Origin of the sequence: Massilia luteola (assembly GCF_034420155.1) — a bacterium.
Classification (GTDB): domain Bacteria; phylum Pseudomonadota; class Gammaproteobacteria; order Burkholderiales; family Burkholderiaceae_D; genus Telluria; species Telluria luteola.
Window position 1 is genome coordinate 144,780 of the sequence record NZ_JAXOFN010000001.1, and the last position, 17,645, is coordinate 162,424.

A 17,645-nucleotide genomic window follows, 5' to 3' on the forward strand; every position below is an offset into this window, starting at 1 on the left:
TCGGCAGTCCGCGGGAATGCGCGGGTCCCAGCAAAGTTTGCCAAGGTGAGGTACAGTCTATTATTGGATCGACAAGACGTTCCCGATCGTAGCGTAAAATTTACATGACTCAAGCACCACGTTATTTCGCCCTGATTCCCGCCGCCGGCGTCGGCGCCAGGATGGGGGCCACGAGCCCCAAGCAGTACCTGAAAATCGGCGGCAAACCGATGCTCAGGCATACGCTCGACGCGTTCCTGTCCAGCGAGCTCGTCGCACACACCTTCGTCGTCGTGAGTCCGGACGACCCCTATATCGACGCCGTCGCGCCCCACCACGGCGTGACGGTCCTGCGCTGCGGCGGCGCCAGCCGCATGGAATCCGTGCGCAACGGCCTCGCTGTGCTCGCGAACACGCTGTCCGGCCACGACCGGGTGCTCGTGCACGACGCGGCCCGACCCGGCCTCACGGCCGGACTGATCGAAAAGCTGATCAAGGACACGGGCGACCACCCGGCCGGCGGCCTGCTGGCGCTGCCCGTCGTCGACACGGTCAAGCGCTGCATCGACGGCGAAGCGTGCGGGACCGTACCCCGCAACGGCCTGTGGCTCGCCCAGACCCCGCAGATGTTCCGCTACGAACTGCTGCGCGAAGCGCTGTCCGCCGCCACCGACCCCGATTCGATTACCGATGACGCCAGCGCGGTTGAAGCCCTCGGATTGAGCCCAAGATTGGTGGAAGGACATCCGCGCAATCTCAAAGTGACGCTGCCGGACGACATCCGGATCGCCGAGATGTACCTGGCAGTGTCCCAACCTGAATTCGTCTGACGTATAACGTATAAAGCGTGTAAAGAACATCATGGCTCTCGCATCGTACAACCCGACCCCGCCGTTCCGCATCGGTACCGGCTATGACTGCCACGCCCTCGTCGAGGGCCGCAAACTGATCGTCGGCGGCGTCACCATCCCGCACCGCCTGGGCCTGCACGGCCATTCGGACGCCGACGTGCTGCTGCACGCCATCGTCGACGCCATGCTGGGCGCCGCCGGCCTGGGCGACATCGGCAAGCACTTCCCGGACACCGACCCGATGTTCGCCGGCGCCGACTCGCGCGTGCTGCTGCGCGAAGCGGCCAACCGCGTGCTCGGCACCGGTTACACCATCGGCAACATCGACGCGACCATCATCGCCCAGCAGCCGAAGATGGCGCCGCACATCCCGCAGATGGTGTCGCGCATCGCCGAGGACGTCGGCGTGTCGCCGCAGCAGGTGAACATCAAGGCCAAGACGAACGAGAAGCTCGGCTTCCTCGGCCGCGAAGAGGGCATGGCGGCGCAGGCGACCGTGCTGCTGATCCGCGCGGTGGCCTGACGTCACGGTTGGGTGGGGCGATCGATGCCGGGGGCATCGGTCGCGTGTCCGCGCGGACGTTCGCGGTCCGCGTGCGGTCGCGTGGGCGCGGGGTGCCCACCCCACGTGTCCGTTGGAATGATGGCATCATGTCGCCAGCACAATAAAACGGGGACGACATGACAACCGCAGCGCCGAACGCGACCAGCCCATGCGCCGCCTGGGGCCTGATCCTGACCGCCAGCGCGATCCCGATGATCACGATGGCCGCGCGCCTGCCGACGGGCCTGTCCCGGTCGCCGCTGAACACGGCGACCGGCCTCGGCGTCGCGTCGATCGGCTTCACGGCAGGCGCGCTCGCGCAGCGCCGGCGCATGACATGGCTGCTGGCGCTGATGTACGGCAGCCGCGCCGTGATCATCGCCGCCTATCTGCCGGCGCCGAAGTCCGCGTGGACTTTTTATGTGTGCGCGGCGGCCCTCGGGTTCACGTGGCTCGCGCCGGTGCTGGCGGCAAGCCTGGTCAACCCGCCGATCCGCGAAGCGCAGCCGCATGCCGCGGCTACGGCTACGGCTACGGCTACGGCTACGGCCGTGGCCGCGGGCGCGGGCGCGTAACGCCATGGCGCGCGATCCGTGGGCCTACCGCGACGTGGCCGTCGAATCCGTGCCGGACGCGCGCACGGGCCGGCTGCGCATCAAGCCGATGGCGGGGCAGGCGTACGCCACGTCGATGCGCGTGCAGTGCGCGCGCGCGCTGTCCGACCCCGAGCGCTATCCGGCCGGCACCCGCTTCCTCATTCGCGCCAAATTGACGGATCGCGCGGGCGGGCCGCCATTCCTGTATGCGTGGCATGGGGACCCCGTGCGCGTGCTGACGCCGCGCGCGGCGCGCACCTTCCTCGACGAATACCGGCGCCGGCGCATCTGAACGGCGCGTCCGCACGGTCCGGACGGAAAGTCGTTACACTTTGGACTCCGTACGACCCGTCAAGAACGAAAGGACCGTCATGGCAACTCGCAAGATCGCAGTACTCGTCGGCAGCCTGCGCAAGGACTCGTTCACCCGCAAGCTCGCCAGGAGCCTGATGCTGGTGGCGCCGCCCACGCTCGAACTGGAGATCGTCGACATCGCCCAGCTGCCGATGTACAACCAGGATGACGAGACCGAGACCCCGCCCGCCACCTGGACCGAATTCCGCAACCGCATCCGCGACGCCGACGGCGTCCTGTTCTGCACGCCGGAATACAACCGTTCGCTGCCGGGCGTCCTGAAGAACGCCATCGACGTCGGCTCGCGCCCGTACGGGCAGGGCGCATGGACGGGCAAGCCCTGCGCCGTCGTCAGCAACTCGCCGGGCGCCCTGGGCGGCTTCGGCGCCAACCACGCCGTGCGCCAGTGCCTCGTCTTCCTCAACATGCCGTGCATGCAGTCGCCCGAGGCGTATATCGGCGGCGTCGGCGCCAAGTTCGACGGCGACAACCTGACCGACGACGGCCTCAAGACCTTCCTGCAGCAGTTCATGGAATGCTTCGCGACGTGGGTGGAACGCCATGCGGACTGACGCCGCGCGCACGCCCATCGCGATCCGCGAGATCGACCACATCGTGCTGCGCGTCGTCGACCTCGCGCGCATGCAGCGATTCTATGGCGACGTGCTGGGCTGCCGCGAAGTGCGGCGCCAGGACGAGATCGGCCTCGTGCAGCTGCGCGCCGGCAGCGCGATGCTCGACCTGATCCCCATCGACGGCAAGCTGGGCGCGGCGGGCGGCGCCGCGCCGGGGCCGGAAGGGCGCAACGTCGACCATTTCTGTTTCCGCGTCGAGCCGTTCGACGAAGCCGCGATCCGCGCCCACCTGGCCGCGCACGGCATCGACGCCGGCCCGGCCGCGTCGCGTTTCGGCGCCGAGGGCGAAGGGCCGTCGATCTACCTGCAGGACCCGGAAGGCAATACGATCGAGCTGAAAGGGCCGCCCACCTCGCCGCACGGATCATGACGCACGAGGGCGACGACAGCGACGGCGCGCCGCCGTACGTCTCGCAGTCGCCCGCCGAGTACGGCAAGCCGCCGGCCGGGCTGCGGCGGCGCATGTACGACGTCATCTTCGAGGCCGACACGCCGGCCGGCCGCCGCTTCGACATCGCCCTCGTGCTCGCGATCCTGTTCAGCATCCTCGTCGTCGTGCTGGACAGCGTGCCGTGGCTGCACCGCGACCACGCCGCGCTGCTGAACGGCCTCGAATGGGGCTTCACGGCGCTGTTCACGGCCGAATACGCGGCGCGGATCGCGTGCGTGCAGCGGCCGTGGCGCTATGCCACCGGGTTCTACGGCGTGATCGACCTGCTGGCCGTGCTGCCCTCGTATTTTTCACTGCTGATGCCGGGCACGGAACTGCTGCTCGACATCCGCATCCTGCGCCTGCTGCGCGTCTTCCGCATCTTCAAGCTCACGCTGTACATCGAGGAATACACGCGCCTCGGCGAAGCGTTGTCCGCCAGCCGGCGCAAGATCCTCGTGTTCCTGTCCGTCGTGCTGATGGCGATCCTGATCCTCGGCACGATCATGTACGTCGTCGAGGGACCGAAGAACGGCTACACGAGCATCCCGGTCGCGATGTACTGGGCAACCGTGACCATGACGACGGTGGGTTATGGCGACATCACGCCGCACACGAACCTGGGGAAGGCCATCGCGTCGTTCATGATGCTGCTCGGCTGGGGCATCCTCGCCGTGCCGACGGGGATCGTGACGGCCGAGCTCTCGGCGCACCGCAACGACCGCCGCCGCGGCGCGGCGCGTCCGGCGCGCCCGGCGCGCGCCTGCGCCGCCTGCGGCAGCACGGGCCATGAGGCCGATGCCAGGTTCTGCAAGGATTGCGGGGCCGCACTGTCCTGAAGTCTTCGTTGTCTCATTGTCAGAATTTGTTAGAATCTAATTGCAAGCGTGTGTCCCTGCGATTGTTGTTGTCAGTGGACGGATTCGATTATGGCGATCTCTGTCGTGCCACCGGATGTGGACACCCCAACCGTCCTGATCGTCGACGATACGCCCGCCAATGTCGGCATCCTGGTGGATTATCTCGAAGGTCGGCGGGTTCGGGTGGCGGTCGCGCAGGAAGGCGAGGAGGGATTGGCGCGCGCCGAATTCGTCCAGCCCGACCTGATCCTGCTCGATGTGATGATGCCCGGCATGAACGGTTTCGAGACCTGCCGCCGCCTGAAGGCCGCCGCCGGAACGCGCGACATTCCCGTCATTTTCATGACCTCGCTGTCCGAGACCCACGACAAGCTCTCGGGCTTTTCGGCGGGCGGCGTCGACTACATCACGAAACCGTTCCAGCTCGACGAAGTGTGGGCGCGCGTCAACACGCACCTCGCCCTGCGCAGCGCGCAAAAGCGCCTGGCCCAGCAAAATACGCAGCTGCAACAAGAAATCGCCATGCGCCGGCGCGCGGAAGCGGACTTGCAGACGGCGAACGATGCGCTCGAAGTGCGGGTGGCCGCACGTACCGCCGAGCTGGTCCGGACCAATGCCAGCCTGGAACAGAAGATCGCCGAGTACAACCAGGCGGAACGGCGGATCGACTACATGGCGCACCACGACGCCCTGACCGGGCTGCCCAACCGCCTGTTGCTGGAAGACCGGATCAACCAGGCGATCGCGCAGGCGCGCCGCCACCAGCACGAAATGGTCGCGCAGCTGCACATCGACCTGGACCACTTCAAGACCATCAACGATTCCCTCGGCAACCAGATCGGCGATCGCATGCTGCAAGCGGTCGCCTCGCGGCTGCAGCAGTGTACGCGCGAAGGCGACAGCCTCGGCTGCCTGGGCGGCAACGCGTTCGGTGTCTGCCTGTCCGCCTTACCGACCAGTAACGATGCCGCGCTGGTGGCGAGCAAGGTCCTGGAATCCCTGAACCGGCCGTTTGCCGTCGACGGCCACGAATTGCACGTCAGCGCCAGTATCGGCGTCAGCCTCTTTCCGTCCGACGGCGGCGACGCGGCGGCGCTGCTGCACGCGGCCCACGCGGCCATGTACAAAGCGAAGCAAAAAGGGCGCGGGAACTACCAGTTCTTCACGGCAGCGCTGCACGAAGCGGCCAGGCGGCGCATGGCGGCAACGAACCAGTTGCGCCAGGCGCTCGCCCACGACGAATTTTCCGTGTACTACCAGCCCCAGGTGGACATGGAAAGCGGGCGGATCTTTTCGGCCGAAGCCCTGCTGCGCTGGACGCCGCCGGGCAAGGCGCCGCGCTCCTGCGTGGAGTTCATCGCCATCGCCGAAGAGACGGGCATCATCGTGCCGATCGGCGAATGGGTGTTGCGCCAGGCGTGCGCGCAGCTCAGGCGCTGGCGCGACGGGGGACATCCCGAGATGCGGATCGCGGTCAACCTGTCGGCCCGGCAGTTTGCCCAGGCCAATCTGACGAGCTTCGTGGCGCAGGTGCTCGAGGAGACGGGCATCCCCGCCGACGCGCTCGAGCTCGAAATCACCGAAAGCGTGACGATGCAGCCCAGCGACGACAATATGGCGGTGCTGCACCAGCTGAGCAATATGGGCGTGCAGTTGTCCATCGACGACTTCGGCACCGGCTATTCGAGCCTCGCGTATCTGCAGAACTTTCCCATTCACGCGCTCAAGATCGACCGCTCGTTCGTCATCGGCATCAATGAGGAAACGCACGATGCCGCGATCGTCGCGGCCATCATCGCGATGGCGCACAGCCTGCACCTGAACCTCATTGCGGAAGGGGTCGACAGTGCCGAGCACGTCTCCTTCCTGACGGCGCACGGCTGCCTGGCCGCGCAGGGGTTTTATTACAGCCAGGCCGTGCCGGCCGAATCCTTGAGCGTACTATTGGATCAAACGAGCTTGACGCCGACAGCGGACGGCAATGCGAACCCGGCGACGCGCCGCAGCCTGTCGAAGTAAGCGATGCCTCATTCCTGCGGATTCTCCGTCCGCGTCGCGTCATGCGCCGCGCGGCACCGCTCCACCAGGGCGAGAATGGCTTTCGACTGATAGCTTTCCGCCAGCCCGCGCAACTGCTGGGCAAAGGCGGCATAGCGTGCGTCCAGGTCGTCCAGGTAGTCGGCGCGTGCGCACAGGCTTTGCATATTGCCCGTCCGCGCAAGTTGGTACAGCGTCTCGATCTCGTCCGGCGGCGGCACGACGACATCGGCATCCTGTTCGGGCTCGCGCGGTTCCGGCACCCGTTCCGGCGCCGTGATCCAGGTCAGGGACAACAGGTCGCCGATGGTCTTGAGCAGCAGATCGTTGTCGATCGGCTTGGGCAGGAAGGCGTCGGCGCCCGCCGCGTAGCATTGAGATTCGTCCTCGCGGGTGGCGCTGGCGCTGGACACGATGACAGGAATCCCGGCACGCCGCGGGCGCTGCCGGATCCTGCGCGTCGCTTCCCGCCCATCCATCACCGGCATCATCACATCCATCACGATGAGGTCGGGGTCGATGGCGTCGAGCAGATCGAGGCATTCCTGGCCGTTGCCGGCGTCGTGCACCTCGAACCCCAGCGGCCGCAGGGCGTCGATCAGCAGGACGCGGTTCAGCGGCAGGTCGTCGACGACCAGCACCCGCTTGCGCGGGCCCTCGTAGCCGATAATCCGCGGGGCGGGCAGCACGGCGCGCGCCGCCGCGACGACGGGCAGGTCCAGTTCGAACCAGAACAGGCTGCCCTTGCCCGGCTGGCTCGCGACCTCGATGTGCCCGCCCATCATGCGAATCAGCTGCTGGCTGATGGCGAGGCCCAGCCCGGACCCGCCCTCGCGCCGCCGCATGTCGCCGGCCTGTTCGAAGCGCTCGAAGATGCCCGCCATCTGTTCCCCGGTCATGCCGATGCCGCTGTCGACCACTTCGAAGCGCAGGCGCACCATGCCGGCGGGCGCGGCAAGCTTCAGCACCTTCAGGCCGACCTCGCCCTGGTCGGTGAACTTGACGGCATTGCCCAGCAGGTTCAGCAGCACCTGGCGCAGGCGTTTCTCGTCGACCGTCACGGCGGCCGGCACGTCCGGCGCCTGGCACCTGAACGACAGGTGCTTCTCCTTGGCCTTCACGCGGATCATCTTCGTTACCAGGTCGAGCAACGCGGCGAGGTCGCAATCGGTCGGATACAGGCTCAGTTTGCCGGCCTCGATCCGCGCCAGGTCCAGGATGTCGTTGATGAGGTTGAGCAGGTGCTGGCCGCTCTCCTGGATGGTCGCCAGGCCGGCGGCCTGGCGACCGCCCGGCTGCTGGGCGTCGCGGCGCAGGATCTGTGCATAGCCGAGGATCGCGTTCAGCGGCGTGCGCAGTTCGTGGCTCATATTGGCGAGGAAGGTGCTCTTGACCTGGTTGGCGACTTCCGCCTTTTCCTTGGCGATCTGCAGGTCGTGCGTCCGTTCGTCGACGATGCGTTGCAGCTTGTGCGCCTGCGCCTGCAGCTGGCGCACGCGCATCCGGTACAGCGCGTACGTCAGCGTCAGCGCCAGGACCGCCATCAGCACGCGGAACGTCCACGTCTGCCACCAGGGCGGGGTGATGGTGATGGCGAGCGCCGCGCCGGTGTCGTTCCACACCCCGTCATTGTTGGAAGCCTTGACGCGGAAGACGTAATTGCCGGGAGACAGGTTGGTGTAGGCCGCCTCGCGATGCGCGCTGTCGACATAGGTCCAGCCCCGGTCGAAGCCTTCGAGCTGGTAGGCGTACCGGTTCTTGGCGGGCCAGCGGTAATTGAGGGCGGCAAACCGGAATCCGATGCTCGACTGGCGGTAATCGAGCGTGACGACCTTGGCCAGGTGGACGCTGGTGGCGAGCGGGGAATGGGGGCCCGCCACGACCTTGTGCTTGAACAGCGATAACTCGGTGATGTACACCGGCGGCGCATCCGGATTGTCCCGGAACGAATCCGGATGGAAGCTGGTCAGGCCGTCGGTGGTGCCGAAATACATGGTGCCGTCCGCGGCGCGGTAGGCCGAGTGGTTCCAGAACTGGTTGCTGGGCAGGCCGTCGCGCGCATCGTAGACCCGGACCTTGCCGGAAGACGGCGCGATGCGCACCAGTCCCTTGTCCGTGCCGGCCCAGATATTGCCCTGGTCGTCCGGTTCTAGCGCCATCACGTAATTGCTCGGCATCCCTTGCTGCACAGTGAAGGCGGTGAACCTGCCGCTGTGCGCATCGTAGCGGTTGACCCCGACGTCGGTCGCGATGAGGATCGTGCCGTCGGGCAGTTCGGCCAGGTCGTTGGCGATCTGGGTGCTGAGGCCGTCCCGTTCCGTGAAATTCGTGAACTTGCCGCTGGCCGGATCGAAGCGGCTCAGGCCCGCGTCGGCCGCCACCCAGATCGATCCGTCCCGGGCCGCCAGCACCGCATTCGTCAGGTTGTTGGCCACGCTGGCCGGCGCGGCCGGGTCGTGGGTATAGATCGTCAGCACCTTGCGCTTCGGGTCGAAGCGCTGCAGCCCGACGCCATAGACCGACATCCAGAGGATGCCGTTGCGGTCGATCGCCAGGTCGCTGATGGTGCTGTCCGACGTGGCCCCCTGCGGTGCGTACCGGCTCAACGCGACCCGCTCGAAACTGTCGGTGCGCTCGTCATAGCGGTCGAGGCCGGCGCGGGTCGTCAGCCAGACCGTGCCGTCGCCGTCGACGGCGATGGCGGTGATCGCCACCTCCGACAGGCTGCGCGGGTTGCCGGGCTCCGGCAGGTAATGGCGCGACGTGCGGGTGGCCGGGTCGTAGCGGACCGCGCCCGCGTCCTCGCTGACGATCCACAGGCGGCCGTGGCGGTCGGTCGCCATGCCCGACACCAGCATGCGCCCGGACGTGGAGGACAATCCCGTTTGCTGGAACATGGAGTGGAAGCGCCCGGATTCCTCGTCGAAGCGGACCAGGCCGTTGAACGTGGCGATCCAGAGCGCGTGATCGCGCGACTCCGTCATGTATTCGGTCATGTTCGACGCCACGCTCAACGGATCGCCCGGATCGTAGCGGTAGTGGATGAACTTGCCGGTGCGCGGGTCCATCCGGTGGATGCCGCCGCCCCAGTGCGACGTCCAGAGCTGGCCGCGGCTGTCGCGCATCACCTTCAGCACCGCGTTGTTGGCCAGGCTGCCCGGGTCGTCGGGGTCGTGCTGGAACAACGTGAAGGTGCCGCCCCGCGGATCGAAATGGTCGAGACCGCCGTCGGTGGCGATCCACAGCGTGCCGTCGGCATCCAGGAACAGCCCCTCGACCGAATCGTTGGCCAGCGAGTTGGGGTTGCGGTCGTCGTGGCGGTAGTGGCTGAACTTGCCGGTGGCCGGATTCAGCCGGTCGAGCCCGCCGCCGTAGGTGCCGACCCACAGCATGCCGTCCTTGTCCTGCACGACCTGGGTCGGGATCGGATTCGCCAGGCTGTCGGGCCGCAGCGGGTCGTGCCGGTAGACCGTCGCCACGCCCGTCTTCGGATCGAGGCGCGACAGCCCGCCCTGGCTCGACACCCACATCATGCCGTCCCTGTCCTCGAACGCGAACCAGACGTTGTTGCCGGCGATGGTGTCCGGCTTGCGGTCGTCGTGCCGGAAGAACGTGAACCGTTCGGTGGCGAGGTCGAGTTTCAGCAATCCGTTCCCCCACGAACAGAACCACAGGTTGCCGTCGCGCGAATGGGCGATCGTCTGGTAGAACTGGGCGACGCGCCGTTTGGCGTCGGGCGGCACCGGGCGGTAGACGGTGAAGTCCGAGCCGTCGAATTTCGCGATGCCGTTGCGGGTGGTCACCCAGATGAAGCCATACTTGTCCTGCGCGACGTCGAAGGCCACATTGTTTGCCAGGCCGTCGCTGACGCCGAAGCGCTGGAACGCTTCGGTATAGTGCGTCGCGCGCTCGGCGCCCCGTGCCGGCAGGACAATGAGCATCGCCACGATGACCCATCCGTATGCGGTCGGGGGCTTGTCGCGGGCTGCATGCATAGGGGCTCCGGTGTTCAGAAATCGAGCTTGAGGCCGACGTTGAAGGTTCGGCCGATCGCGCCGCTCAGGTGAAACGACGGATTGAAATTCAGGTTGATGTAGGCGCTGGGGTCGAGCGGTGCGATCCGGTCGAACACGTTACCGATGGAAACGTACATCTCGGTGTGCTTGTCGAACCGGTGGCTGCCGTGGAGGTCGACGGTGGTGAACGACGCGACCCGGCAGCCGGCGGGCGCCGGCGCGCCGTCGGCGAACTGGTTGAAGCAGGGGGCGGCGAGGTTGTCCTTGTTGAGATAGCTGCCGATGTACGACACCGACGCGGACACGCGGTTGGCCGCGCGTTCCCAGCCCAGCACGGCATTCACCCGGCTTTTCGGCGTGCCCGTGTTGCCGCTGACGACCATCGGCCCGTGCGTGCCGGCATAGTCGACCGTCGGTCCGCCGGCAAACTGCTTCTTGTAATAATCGAGGTAGGTCCATGTGAGCTTGGCGTCCAGCGTGCCGAAGCGGCCGATCGGCCGGCGGTGGCCGACGTCGACGTCGATCCCCTGCAGCCGCGAGCGGGAGTTGTTCTGGAAGGGCGCGCTCACCTCGAGCACATTGCCCTGGGCATCGCGCACGACGGACGCGCCCTTGAACGCCGCGCTGTCCGCCAGGATGGCGTACGGATCGGCGCCGTTGATCTCGTCGCTGCGTTCGAGCCACCAGTACGTCGCGCCGACGGTCGTCGCGTGCCGCGGCTCGTAGATGGCGCCGAGGGTCACCATCCTCGACGTCTCGGGTTTCAGGTCGGGATTGCCGATCGTCCTGACGACGCTCAGGAAACCGTGGCCGGTCAGGTCGAGCGCAGCGGCGTTCGTATTGGCGGCGCCCTGCTCGACCTCGTTGGGCGCGCGGAACCCCGCGGCATAGGTGCCGCGCAACACCAGCTGGCGCCACGGGGTCCACTTGACGCCGAACTTGGGCGTGACCGACGTCTCCGCATCGCGCACCTTGTCGACGCGCACCGCGCCGTCGAGTTCCAGCTGCCTGGACACCGGTGCCAGGGCTTCGGCGAACGCCGAGGCCACCGTCTGCTTGCCGCTGTAGACATAGTAGGGCCAGCCGACGATGTCGCCGGTATCGGTGTACGGCGGGGCGGGTGCGTCCAGCGTTTCGTGCCGGTATTCCGCGCCGACCGACAGCGCCAGCGGGCCGCCCGCCAGCGCCATCAATGCGCGCGAGGCCTTGAAATCGAGCATCGTCAGCGTCGACACGTTGTCGGTCGCGATCTCGGGCGACAAGGCCTGGTAGAACGCGGGCGGGTTGAGGCCGGCATTGGCGCCGAGGCGGTAGTAGCCGAACGGTCCGGTGCCGGCGAGCCCCGCCCGCAACACGCTGTCGCGGATGAAGCCGCGCAGGATCCGCGTGGTCGTGGTGCGGCCGTACAGCAGACCCGTGTCGTAGCGCCAGCCGGCCCATTCGCCCCCGACGCCGACCAGCGCGCGCCAGACCGTGCTGTCGTGCTCGAAGCTGCGCGGTCCCGCGTCGGCGGTGAGGTAGCTGAGCAGGCCGTCGGCGCCCAGCGGGTTGTCCGGGTGCGTCGCCGGCAGCGGGAGCCGGGTATTGTCCTTCACCGCATTGGTGGCGGGGTCGATCCACAATTCGTTGACGCCGGTCGGACCGAAGACCCAGGTCGACCGGGTATCGGATGCGAACCTGCCGAGCTCGACATAAGGCTCGACATTGCCCGCCAGCCGCATCGTCCCGCGCAGGTAAAGATTCAGTTTCCTTTCCTCGGGCAGGACGGCGCCGTAGTCCCTGACGCGGTCGTAGGGGCAGCCGCCCAGGCCGGCGGGCAGGGCGATGGGCGACGTGCAGCCCGGCAGTTGGCGCCACGTGACGGGCCCTGTCGCCGGGCTGACCGCGCCGAAGCGGTTCGGGTTCGCCGTCCCGCTCGCATTGTCGAACCAGCCGCCGATATTCGGACCGATGCCGCCCGCCGTGAAGCCGTAGCCGTACGGCCGCAGGTCGCCGTTGCCGATCCATTTGCGGCCGGCCCGGTCGCCGCTCGGAATGCCGTTCCGGCGCGAGGCTTCGACATTGGCGAACACGTTGTAGCCGTCGGTGTCCAGGTTGCCGATGCCGCCCGTCAGGCTGGCGCGCGGCATGGCGCCGCCGCCGCCTTCCGTCCATCCATAGCCGAGATCGGCCGACGCGCCCTGGTACTGCTTGCGCAAGATAATGTTGACGACGCCGGCGATCGCATCGGAACCGTAGATCGCCGAGGCGCCGTCTTTCAGGATTTCGATGCGGTCGACGACGTCGAGGGGAATCGCGCTCAGGTTGACGAACGTGCGCTGCACGTCGTCGGCGAGGCCGTAGTGCACCATCCGGCGGCCGTTGACCAGGACCAGCGTGGCGTTGACGGCCAGCCCGCGCAAGGCCACGCCGCTCGACCCCATGGCGAATCCGCTGACGTTGCCGAGGCCGATCGACCCATTGTTGTCGACCGTGAGGGCGCGCACCACGTCGGACAGGTTCGTCTTGCCCGACTGCGCGATGTCCGCGCGGGTGATGATTTCCACCGGCGATGGGGTTGCGGCATCGGTGCGCATCAGGCGGGTGCCGGTGACCTCGACGACCGCCGCGTCGCGCGCGGCGCCGGCCTGCGCCTGGTCCGCCTGGGCACACGCCAGCGTGGCCCACGGTCCCACGCTCGTTGCGAGGGCGAACGCGGCAATGTTCCAGAGAGTCAGTTGATGCTTCAACATGTGCCCCTCGCCGTTGAACGATACCGATGACGACGCGATGCAGGTCATTATAGTCCGCGTTCGTCAATACGCGCCTTCGGAATCCGCGATCGCCACCGCCTGACCTCACGCAAACCCGCGCGATTAGTCCAGATCAAAGGAAGTCCGCCTCGCGACCTTAGTCTGTGAGCTTCGTGCCGCGGCGGATGCGGCGGCCCGTTCAACCGACTCTTTTTGCGAGGCAAACCATGTACCCATTTCCACAAACGATCGCGCCTGCGGTCCGAACCCATATCGATGCCCAGACCGCGTTTCTGAACGACATGTCGAAGTCGTTGTTCAGATCGTTCCAGCAGATGTGCGACCTGAACATCCAGCTGGTGCAGACGATGCTGGAGGAGACGACGCTGGCCGGCAAGCACGTGCTGAGCACGGATCGCCAGTCCGAGCTGCTGAGCGCCGCCACTGCGCGCACCCAGCCCGCGGCCGACAAGCTGCGCGCCTACCAGCAGCACATCGCGCGCCTGGCGGCCGATGCCCAGGTCGAGATGGCCCGCGTCACCGAGCAGCACGTGCAGAACACGACCCGCACCGCCCGCGCCCTGGCCGACGAGGTGGCCCGCGACGCCACCGAGCAGACCGAGCGCGGCCTGCGTGCCCAGCAGGAAGCCGCGCGCCAGTTCAGCGATCCGTTCATGCGCCCGGGTAACGGTGCCGCCCAGCCGCAGTCCACATCCCAGCAACACGTGCCGGCGGGCGCCCAGCAGCAGGCCGGCCAGCAGGGCGGCCAGCAACAGCGCCCCGCCACCACGCACTGACACCGTATCGCGCGGCGTGGCGGTCAGGCCGGGGTGGTCGCGGCCGTACCTGGTGCCGTGCCTGCTGCCGTGACTGTCACCTCGGCCGGGGACGCCATCGGAGCACGCGGCCCGAGGCCGAACAGGGGCCGCAGCAGCGGCACCCGGCGCACGATCTCGAAGCCGGTGAAGCTGAGCACCGTGACGAGGACGACCAGCAGCATGGCTTCCAGGCCGGGCGCGCGGTGCAGGGCTTTCAGCGCATGGGCCAGCACGACGATCAGGGTCTGGTGCAGGATGTAGACGGGGAACACGGCCTCGGTCAGGTAACGCCGGGCCGGGCCGTCGCGGTCCAGGTGGCGCTGTGCGAAGCCGCACGCGGCCAGGATCGCGCTCCACGCCATCAGCACATACACGGCGCGCATCGGATAGACGAGCAGTTCCCAGCGCGTGCCCGCGATGGCGCCGTGGTCCAGCGCGTACCAGATAATGATGGCCGCCCAGCCGGCCAGGGCCAGCGCCAGGCCCGGCCAGCGCAGGGCCGCGACGCGCGGCCAGATGCCCGGCACGCGCGCGATCAGGGCGCCGAGCAGGAAGACGGTCAGGTAGTGCGCATGGTTGTACCAATCGTCGATGAGCGCATGGGTGATCGGAAAGCGGTCCAGCATCAGCATGCGCGCCAGCGCCAGCGCGGCGGCCGGCAGCAAGACGAGTTTCCAGCCCGTCAGCGCCTGGCCGAGGCGGGCGGCGAGCCGGTCGAAGCGCGGCCCCAGCGCCAGCATGAGCAGCGCGAGCACGACCGTGTAGACCCACAGGTAGGCGACGAACCAGAGGTGGTTCCAGGTCGGCAGGATCAGGCAGCCGTCCTTGCAGAAGCCGTGGTAGCCGTGCACGTATAAACGCATGAAGTCGCCGTAGCTGCCCGCATAGCCGAGCTTTTCGATGACTTCGCAATACGACTGCGGCGGCACGATGACGAGCATGCCGAACACCAGCGGCATCAACAGGCGCCAGCTGCGCTTGCGCAGGAACACGAGCGGTTGCAGCTTCGCCAGCATGCAGCTGGACGCGACGCCGGACACGAGGAACAGCAGCGACAGGCGCCACGGCGACGACAGCGCCATATAGGGTTCGAGGAATTCGCTGGCATGGGGGCTCTTCACGTGCCAGTCCCAGGTCACGTAATACATGCCGACGTGGTAAAGGATCAGCAGGAAGAAGGCGATGATGCGCACCCAGTCGAGGAAGTGATAGCGCGGCAGCGGGCGGATAGTCGTCATGGCGGAGCGTCCGTGGTTGGTTGTGGGAGATGACGACGTCAGACTAGTTGGCCGCTCGCGCGGGGGCGAGCGGAATGTGGCGAGGCGGGAGTGGGGCGGGGCGGGTCGGACGGCAGGCCGCATCGGGGGCGGTCGCCTGCGGAGATAAGCGGATTTTCGGGACGGGACACGGGAACGGGACACGGCCAAAAAAAAAGCCCGCACGGGGCGGGCTGAATCTATTTTCTTGGAGGAAGATAGAGGAGACGGTTCAGATTATCGGGGCATGGTGGAAATAAATCCAATTGGGATTTCACATATCGATTATATAAACCGCAAATGACGCGGCTGAGCTACCGTCGCCGCCGCAATAATTGGTGACTATTTCAGATATGCGTGCAATCTAGAATGGCGGCATGAAAAAGCCTTTCGCCACATTACCCTTGCGGCAGCTCTCGCGCGCACTGTCGATCCTGTTCATGGTGATACCGCTGGCGCACGCCAGCGATGCGAGCGATCTCGCCGACAAAAACTGGATCGAAATCGACAGTCCGAATTTCCGGGTCGTCACGGAACAGCCAGAAGACGTCGCGCGCCGGATGATCGTCGATCTGGAAAACCTGCGGTATATCTCGAATCGCGTACGCGGTGCGCAATCGCTGGACGGGCCGCCGCTGACGATCGTGGCGATGGGCAGGCGCAGCTTCGCGACGCTGGGCCTGCATAAAAACCTGGCCGGTATATTCACCCTGTCGCGCTACGGTTACGCGGCGCTGGCCAGGATCGAGGATTACGCCACGTCGGCCGATACGAGCGACTGGTCGCGCGCGACGATCCTGCATGAATACCACCATTTCCTGATGCATTATTCGCCCGAAACGACGTCGTATCCGCGTTGGTATGACGAAGGGATGTCCGAATACTGGTCGTCGCTGGTCATTCACGACGGCATGGCGTGGTTCGGCCATCCGGTCGAAGGCAGCGGGCGCGAAGCGTGGCTGGTCGACCGGATGGGCAGGGTCGATCTCGACACGAAATGGCTGTTCAATACGACCAGGCTGAAATTCGACGAGACCAGGGGCGCCGAAACCGACATCGCGCGCTTTTACGCCCGCGCGAAATACGCGATCCATTACTTTAATTCGAGCCCCGAGCTGCGCCGGCAACTCGCCCATTACCTCCGCTTGCATAATATGGGGTTGTCCGAAGACCAGGCCGTCCGCTTCGCATTCAAGAAGTCTTACGCTGAACTCGACAGCGACATGCGGAATTACGTGCAGCGCCACCTGACGGCACGCGGTTTTTCGACCGGCAAGGACGGCCTCGATCTGCCGCAAGTCCCGGTGAAGGTCACCAAACTCGACCGTGCCGCCACCTATGCCGTGCTGGCGGACGTGGTGCCGCGCTTCGCGAAGGGCGACATCAAGGTGTCGAGGGAGCTGATCGACACCAATCTCAAGCTCCACCCGGACGATGCCAAGGCCAATGCGATCGCCGTCAATCGCGGTGTCGTCAACGATGGCATGGCGCGCCTGGAGACGCTGCTGCAACGATACCCGAACGATCCCGCGCTGCTCGCCACGCGCGCCGAAAGCCTGCGCATGACGGCGCTCGCCATGCGCGACACCGGGACCCCGGGCTGGGAAGCCTTGCTGGAGGAGGCGCGCCCGCTGTATCGCCGCGCCATCCAGGCGGACCCGAGAAATTCGTTGGCCTACTATGGCCTCGGTTACCTGTACACGCTGGCGCCCGATAGCGGGCCGGCGCAGGAAGGCATCGCTGTCCTGGATACCGTGGTCATCTATGAACCGGCGCCGAGCAGTTTCCGCGCGCTGGCGCAACTCTACCTCCGGAACCATGCGTTGCCGGAAGCGCTCAAGAGCATGCGCAGCGCCGTCGCGTTCGGCGCCGCGGGCGACCATCCGCTCGACGTGCTGTGGATGGAAAACCTGGAACTCCTGGCCGACATGGAGAGCAGCGCCACCCCGGCGGGCGCCCAATTGCACTACAAGAGCGGGGCCGTGTACGAAGGCGCGCTGGTCGATGGCAAGCCGGACGGCAAGGGCAAATGGACACGCCTGACCGGCACCTATTACGAAGGCGATTTCGTGCATGGATTGCCGTCGGGCCATGGCAAGCTGGTGAGCGACCGGGGCGTCGTGTATGAAGGCGAATTCCTGGCGGGCAGGGCGCACGGAACAGGCCGCATCGGCTTCCCGGCCGACAGCAAGATGGTCTCATATGAAGGCGGCGTCGACGACGCGCTGCCCGCCGGCGCCGGCGTCCTCGTGACGAAGGACGGCCGGTTGGAGACCACGTTCCTGCAAGGCGAGGCGCATGGCGCCGGCACCTTCGTGCCGGCCCACGGCAGCGCCCCTATCCGCGGGAAATGGCTGTATGGCGACTATCAATGGCCGGCGGCCGACAATATCGTGTTCACCGGCGGCATCGATGCGGATGGCCGGCGCCACGGCATGGGCTGGTGCCGCGCGGCGGCCGCGTCGAAGATCGAACCATGCCGCTACAAGGACGATCGCCGGGTTGACCAGGACAAGGACGACGACTGAGCTCCCATC

General features: G+C 66.7%; 13 protein-coding genes. 10 read left to right on the forward strand and 3 right to left on the reverse strand.

All coding sequences use genetic code 11. The annotated features are described in order from the left end of the window. The first annotated feature begins 104 nt into the window (after window positions 1-104). From ispD to U9J41_RS00790, 8 genes are all read left to right on the forward strand, one after another. Entirely contained in the window at window positions 105-809 is a 705-nt protein-coding gene (gene ispD, locus U9J41_RS00755) for a 2-C-methyl-D-erythritol 4-phosphate cytidylyltransferase (RefSeq protein ID WP_322399690.1), read from the forward strand. A 31-nt stretch (window positions 810-840) separates the two neighbouring features. Further along, window positions 841-1,353, forward strand: a complete 513-nt coding sequence (gene ispF / locus U9J41_RS00760) for a 2-C-methyl-D-erythritol 2,4-cyclodiphosphate synthase (protein WP_322399691.1) — start codon at window positions 841-843, stop codon at window positions 1,351-1,353. A gap of 158 nt (window positions 1,354-1,511) precedes the next feature. Then, window positions 1,512-1,949, forward strand: a complete 438-nt coding sequence (locus U9J41_RS00765; RefSeq protein WP_322399692.1) for a hypothetical protein — start codon at window positions 1,512-1,514, stop codon at window positions 1,947-1,949. A 4-nt stretch (window positions 1,950-1,953) separates the two neighbouring features. Then, entirely contained in the window at window positions 1,954-2,262 is a 309-nt protein-coding gene (locus U9J41_RS00770; protein ID WP_322399693.1) for a hypothetical protein, read from the forward strand. 79 nt (window positions 2,263-2,341) lie between these two features. Beyond that, complete coding sequence (locus U9J41_RS00775) at window positions 2,342-2,896, forward strand: NADPH-dependent FMN reductase (RefSeq protein WP_322399694.1); 555 nt, start codon at window positions 2,342-2,344, stop codon at window positions 2,894-2,896. Continuing rightward, window positions 2,886-3,329, forward strand: coding sequence for a VOC family protein (locus U9J41_RS00780; RefSeq protein ID WP_322399695.1), 444 nt, complete (start codon window positions 2,886-2,888; stop codon window positions 3,327-3,329). Before U9J41_RS00775 ends, U9J41_RS00780 begins: the two co-directional genes overlap by 11 nt. Further along, window positions 3,326-4,228 (forward strand): ion transporter, encoded by a 903-nt coding sequence (locus tag U9J41_RS00785; RefSeq protein ID WP_322399696.1) that lies wholly within the window; start codon window positions 3,326-3,328, stop codon window positions 4,226-4,228. The genes U9J41_RS00780 and U9J41_RS00785 overlap by 4 nt, the downstream gene beginning before the upstream one ends. Before the next feature lie 90 nt (window positions 4,229-4,318). Then, window positions 4,319-6,268 carry a putative bifunctional diguanylate cyclase/phosphodiesterase gene (locus U9J41_RS00790; RefSeq protein ID WP_322399697.1) on the forward strand — a complete coding sequence of 650 codons (1,950 nt, stop codon included), beginning with the start codon at window positions 4,319-4,321 and terminating at the stop codon, window positions 6,266-6,268. Window positions 6,269-6,276: 8 nt separating this feature from the next. Here U9J41_RS00790 and U9J41_RS00795 read toward each other — a convergent pair whose 3' ends face one another. Together U9J41_RS00795 and U9J41_RS00800 are read right to left on the reverse strand one after the other, a co-directional pair. Beyond that, window positions 6,277-10,281 (reverse strand): ligand-binding sensor domain-containing protein, encoded by a 4,005-nt coding sequence (locus tag U9J41_RS00795; protein ID WP_322399698.1) that lies wholly within the window; start codon window positions 10,279-10,281, stop codon window positions 6,277-6,279. A 14-nt stretch (window positions 10,282-10,295) separates the two neighbouring features. After that, the gene (locus tag U9J41_RS00800) at window positions 10,296-13,034 is read right to left on the reverse strand and encodes a TonB-dependent receptor (RefSeq protein WP_322399699.1); all 2,739 of its coding nucleotides are present in this window, start codon (window positions 13,032-13,034) and stop codon (window positions 10,296-10,298) included. 227 nt (window positions 13,035-13,261) lie between these two features. On the opposite strand from U9J41_RS00800, the gene U9J41_RS00805 reads away from it, so the two are divergent. After that, complete coding sequence (locus U9J41_RS00805; protein WP_322399700.1) at window positions 13,262-13,831, forward strand: phasin family protein; 570 nt, start codon at window positions 13,262-13,264, stop codon at window positions 13,829-13,831. A gap of 23 nt (window positions 13,832-13,854) precedes the next feature. Here the strand turns inward: U9J41_RS00805 and U9J41_RS00810 are convergent, their stop codons facing one another. Further along, window positions 13,855-15,090, reverse strand: a complete 1,236-nt coding sequence (locus tag U9J41_RS00810) for an acyltransferase family protein (protein ID WP_322399701.1) — start codon at window positions 15,088-15,090, stop codon at window positions 13,855-13,857. A gap of 395 nt (window positions 15,091-15,485) precedes the next feature. On the opposite strand from U9J41_RS00810, the gene U9J41_RS00815 reads away from it, so the two are divergent. Then, window positions 15,486-17,636 carry a hypothetical protein gene (locus U9J41_RS00815; RefSeq protein WP_322399702.1) on the forward strand — a complete coding sequence of 717 codons (2,151 nt, stop codon included), beginning with the start codon at window positions 15,486-15,488 and terminating at the stop codon, window positions 17,634-17,636. Window positions 17,637-17,645: the final 9 nt, after the last annotated feature.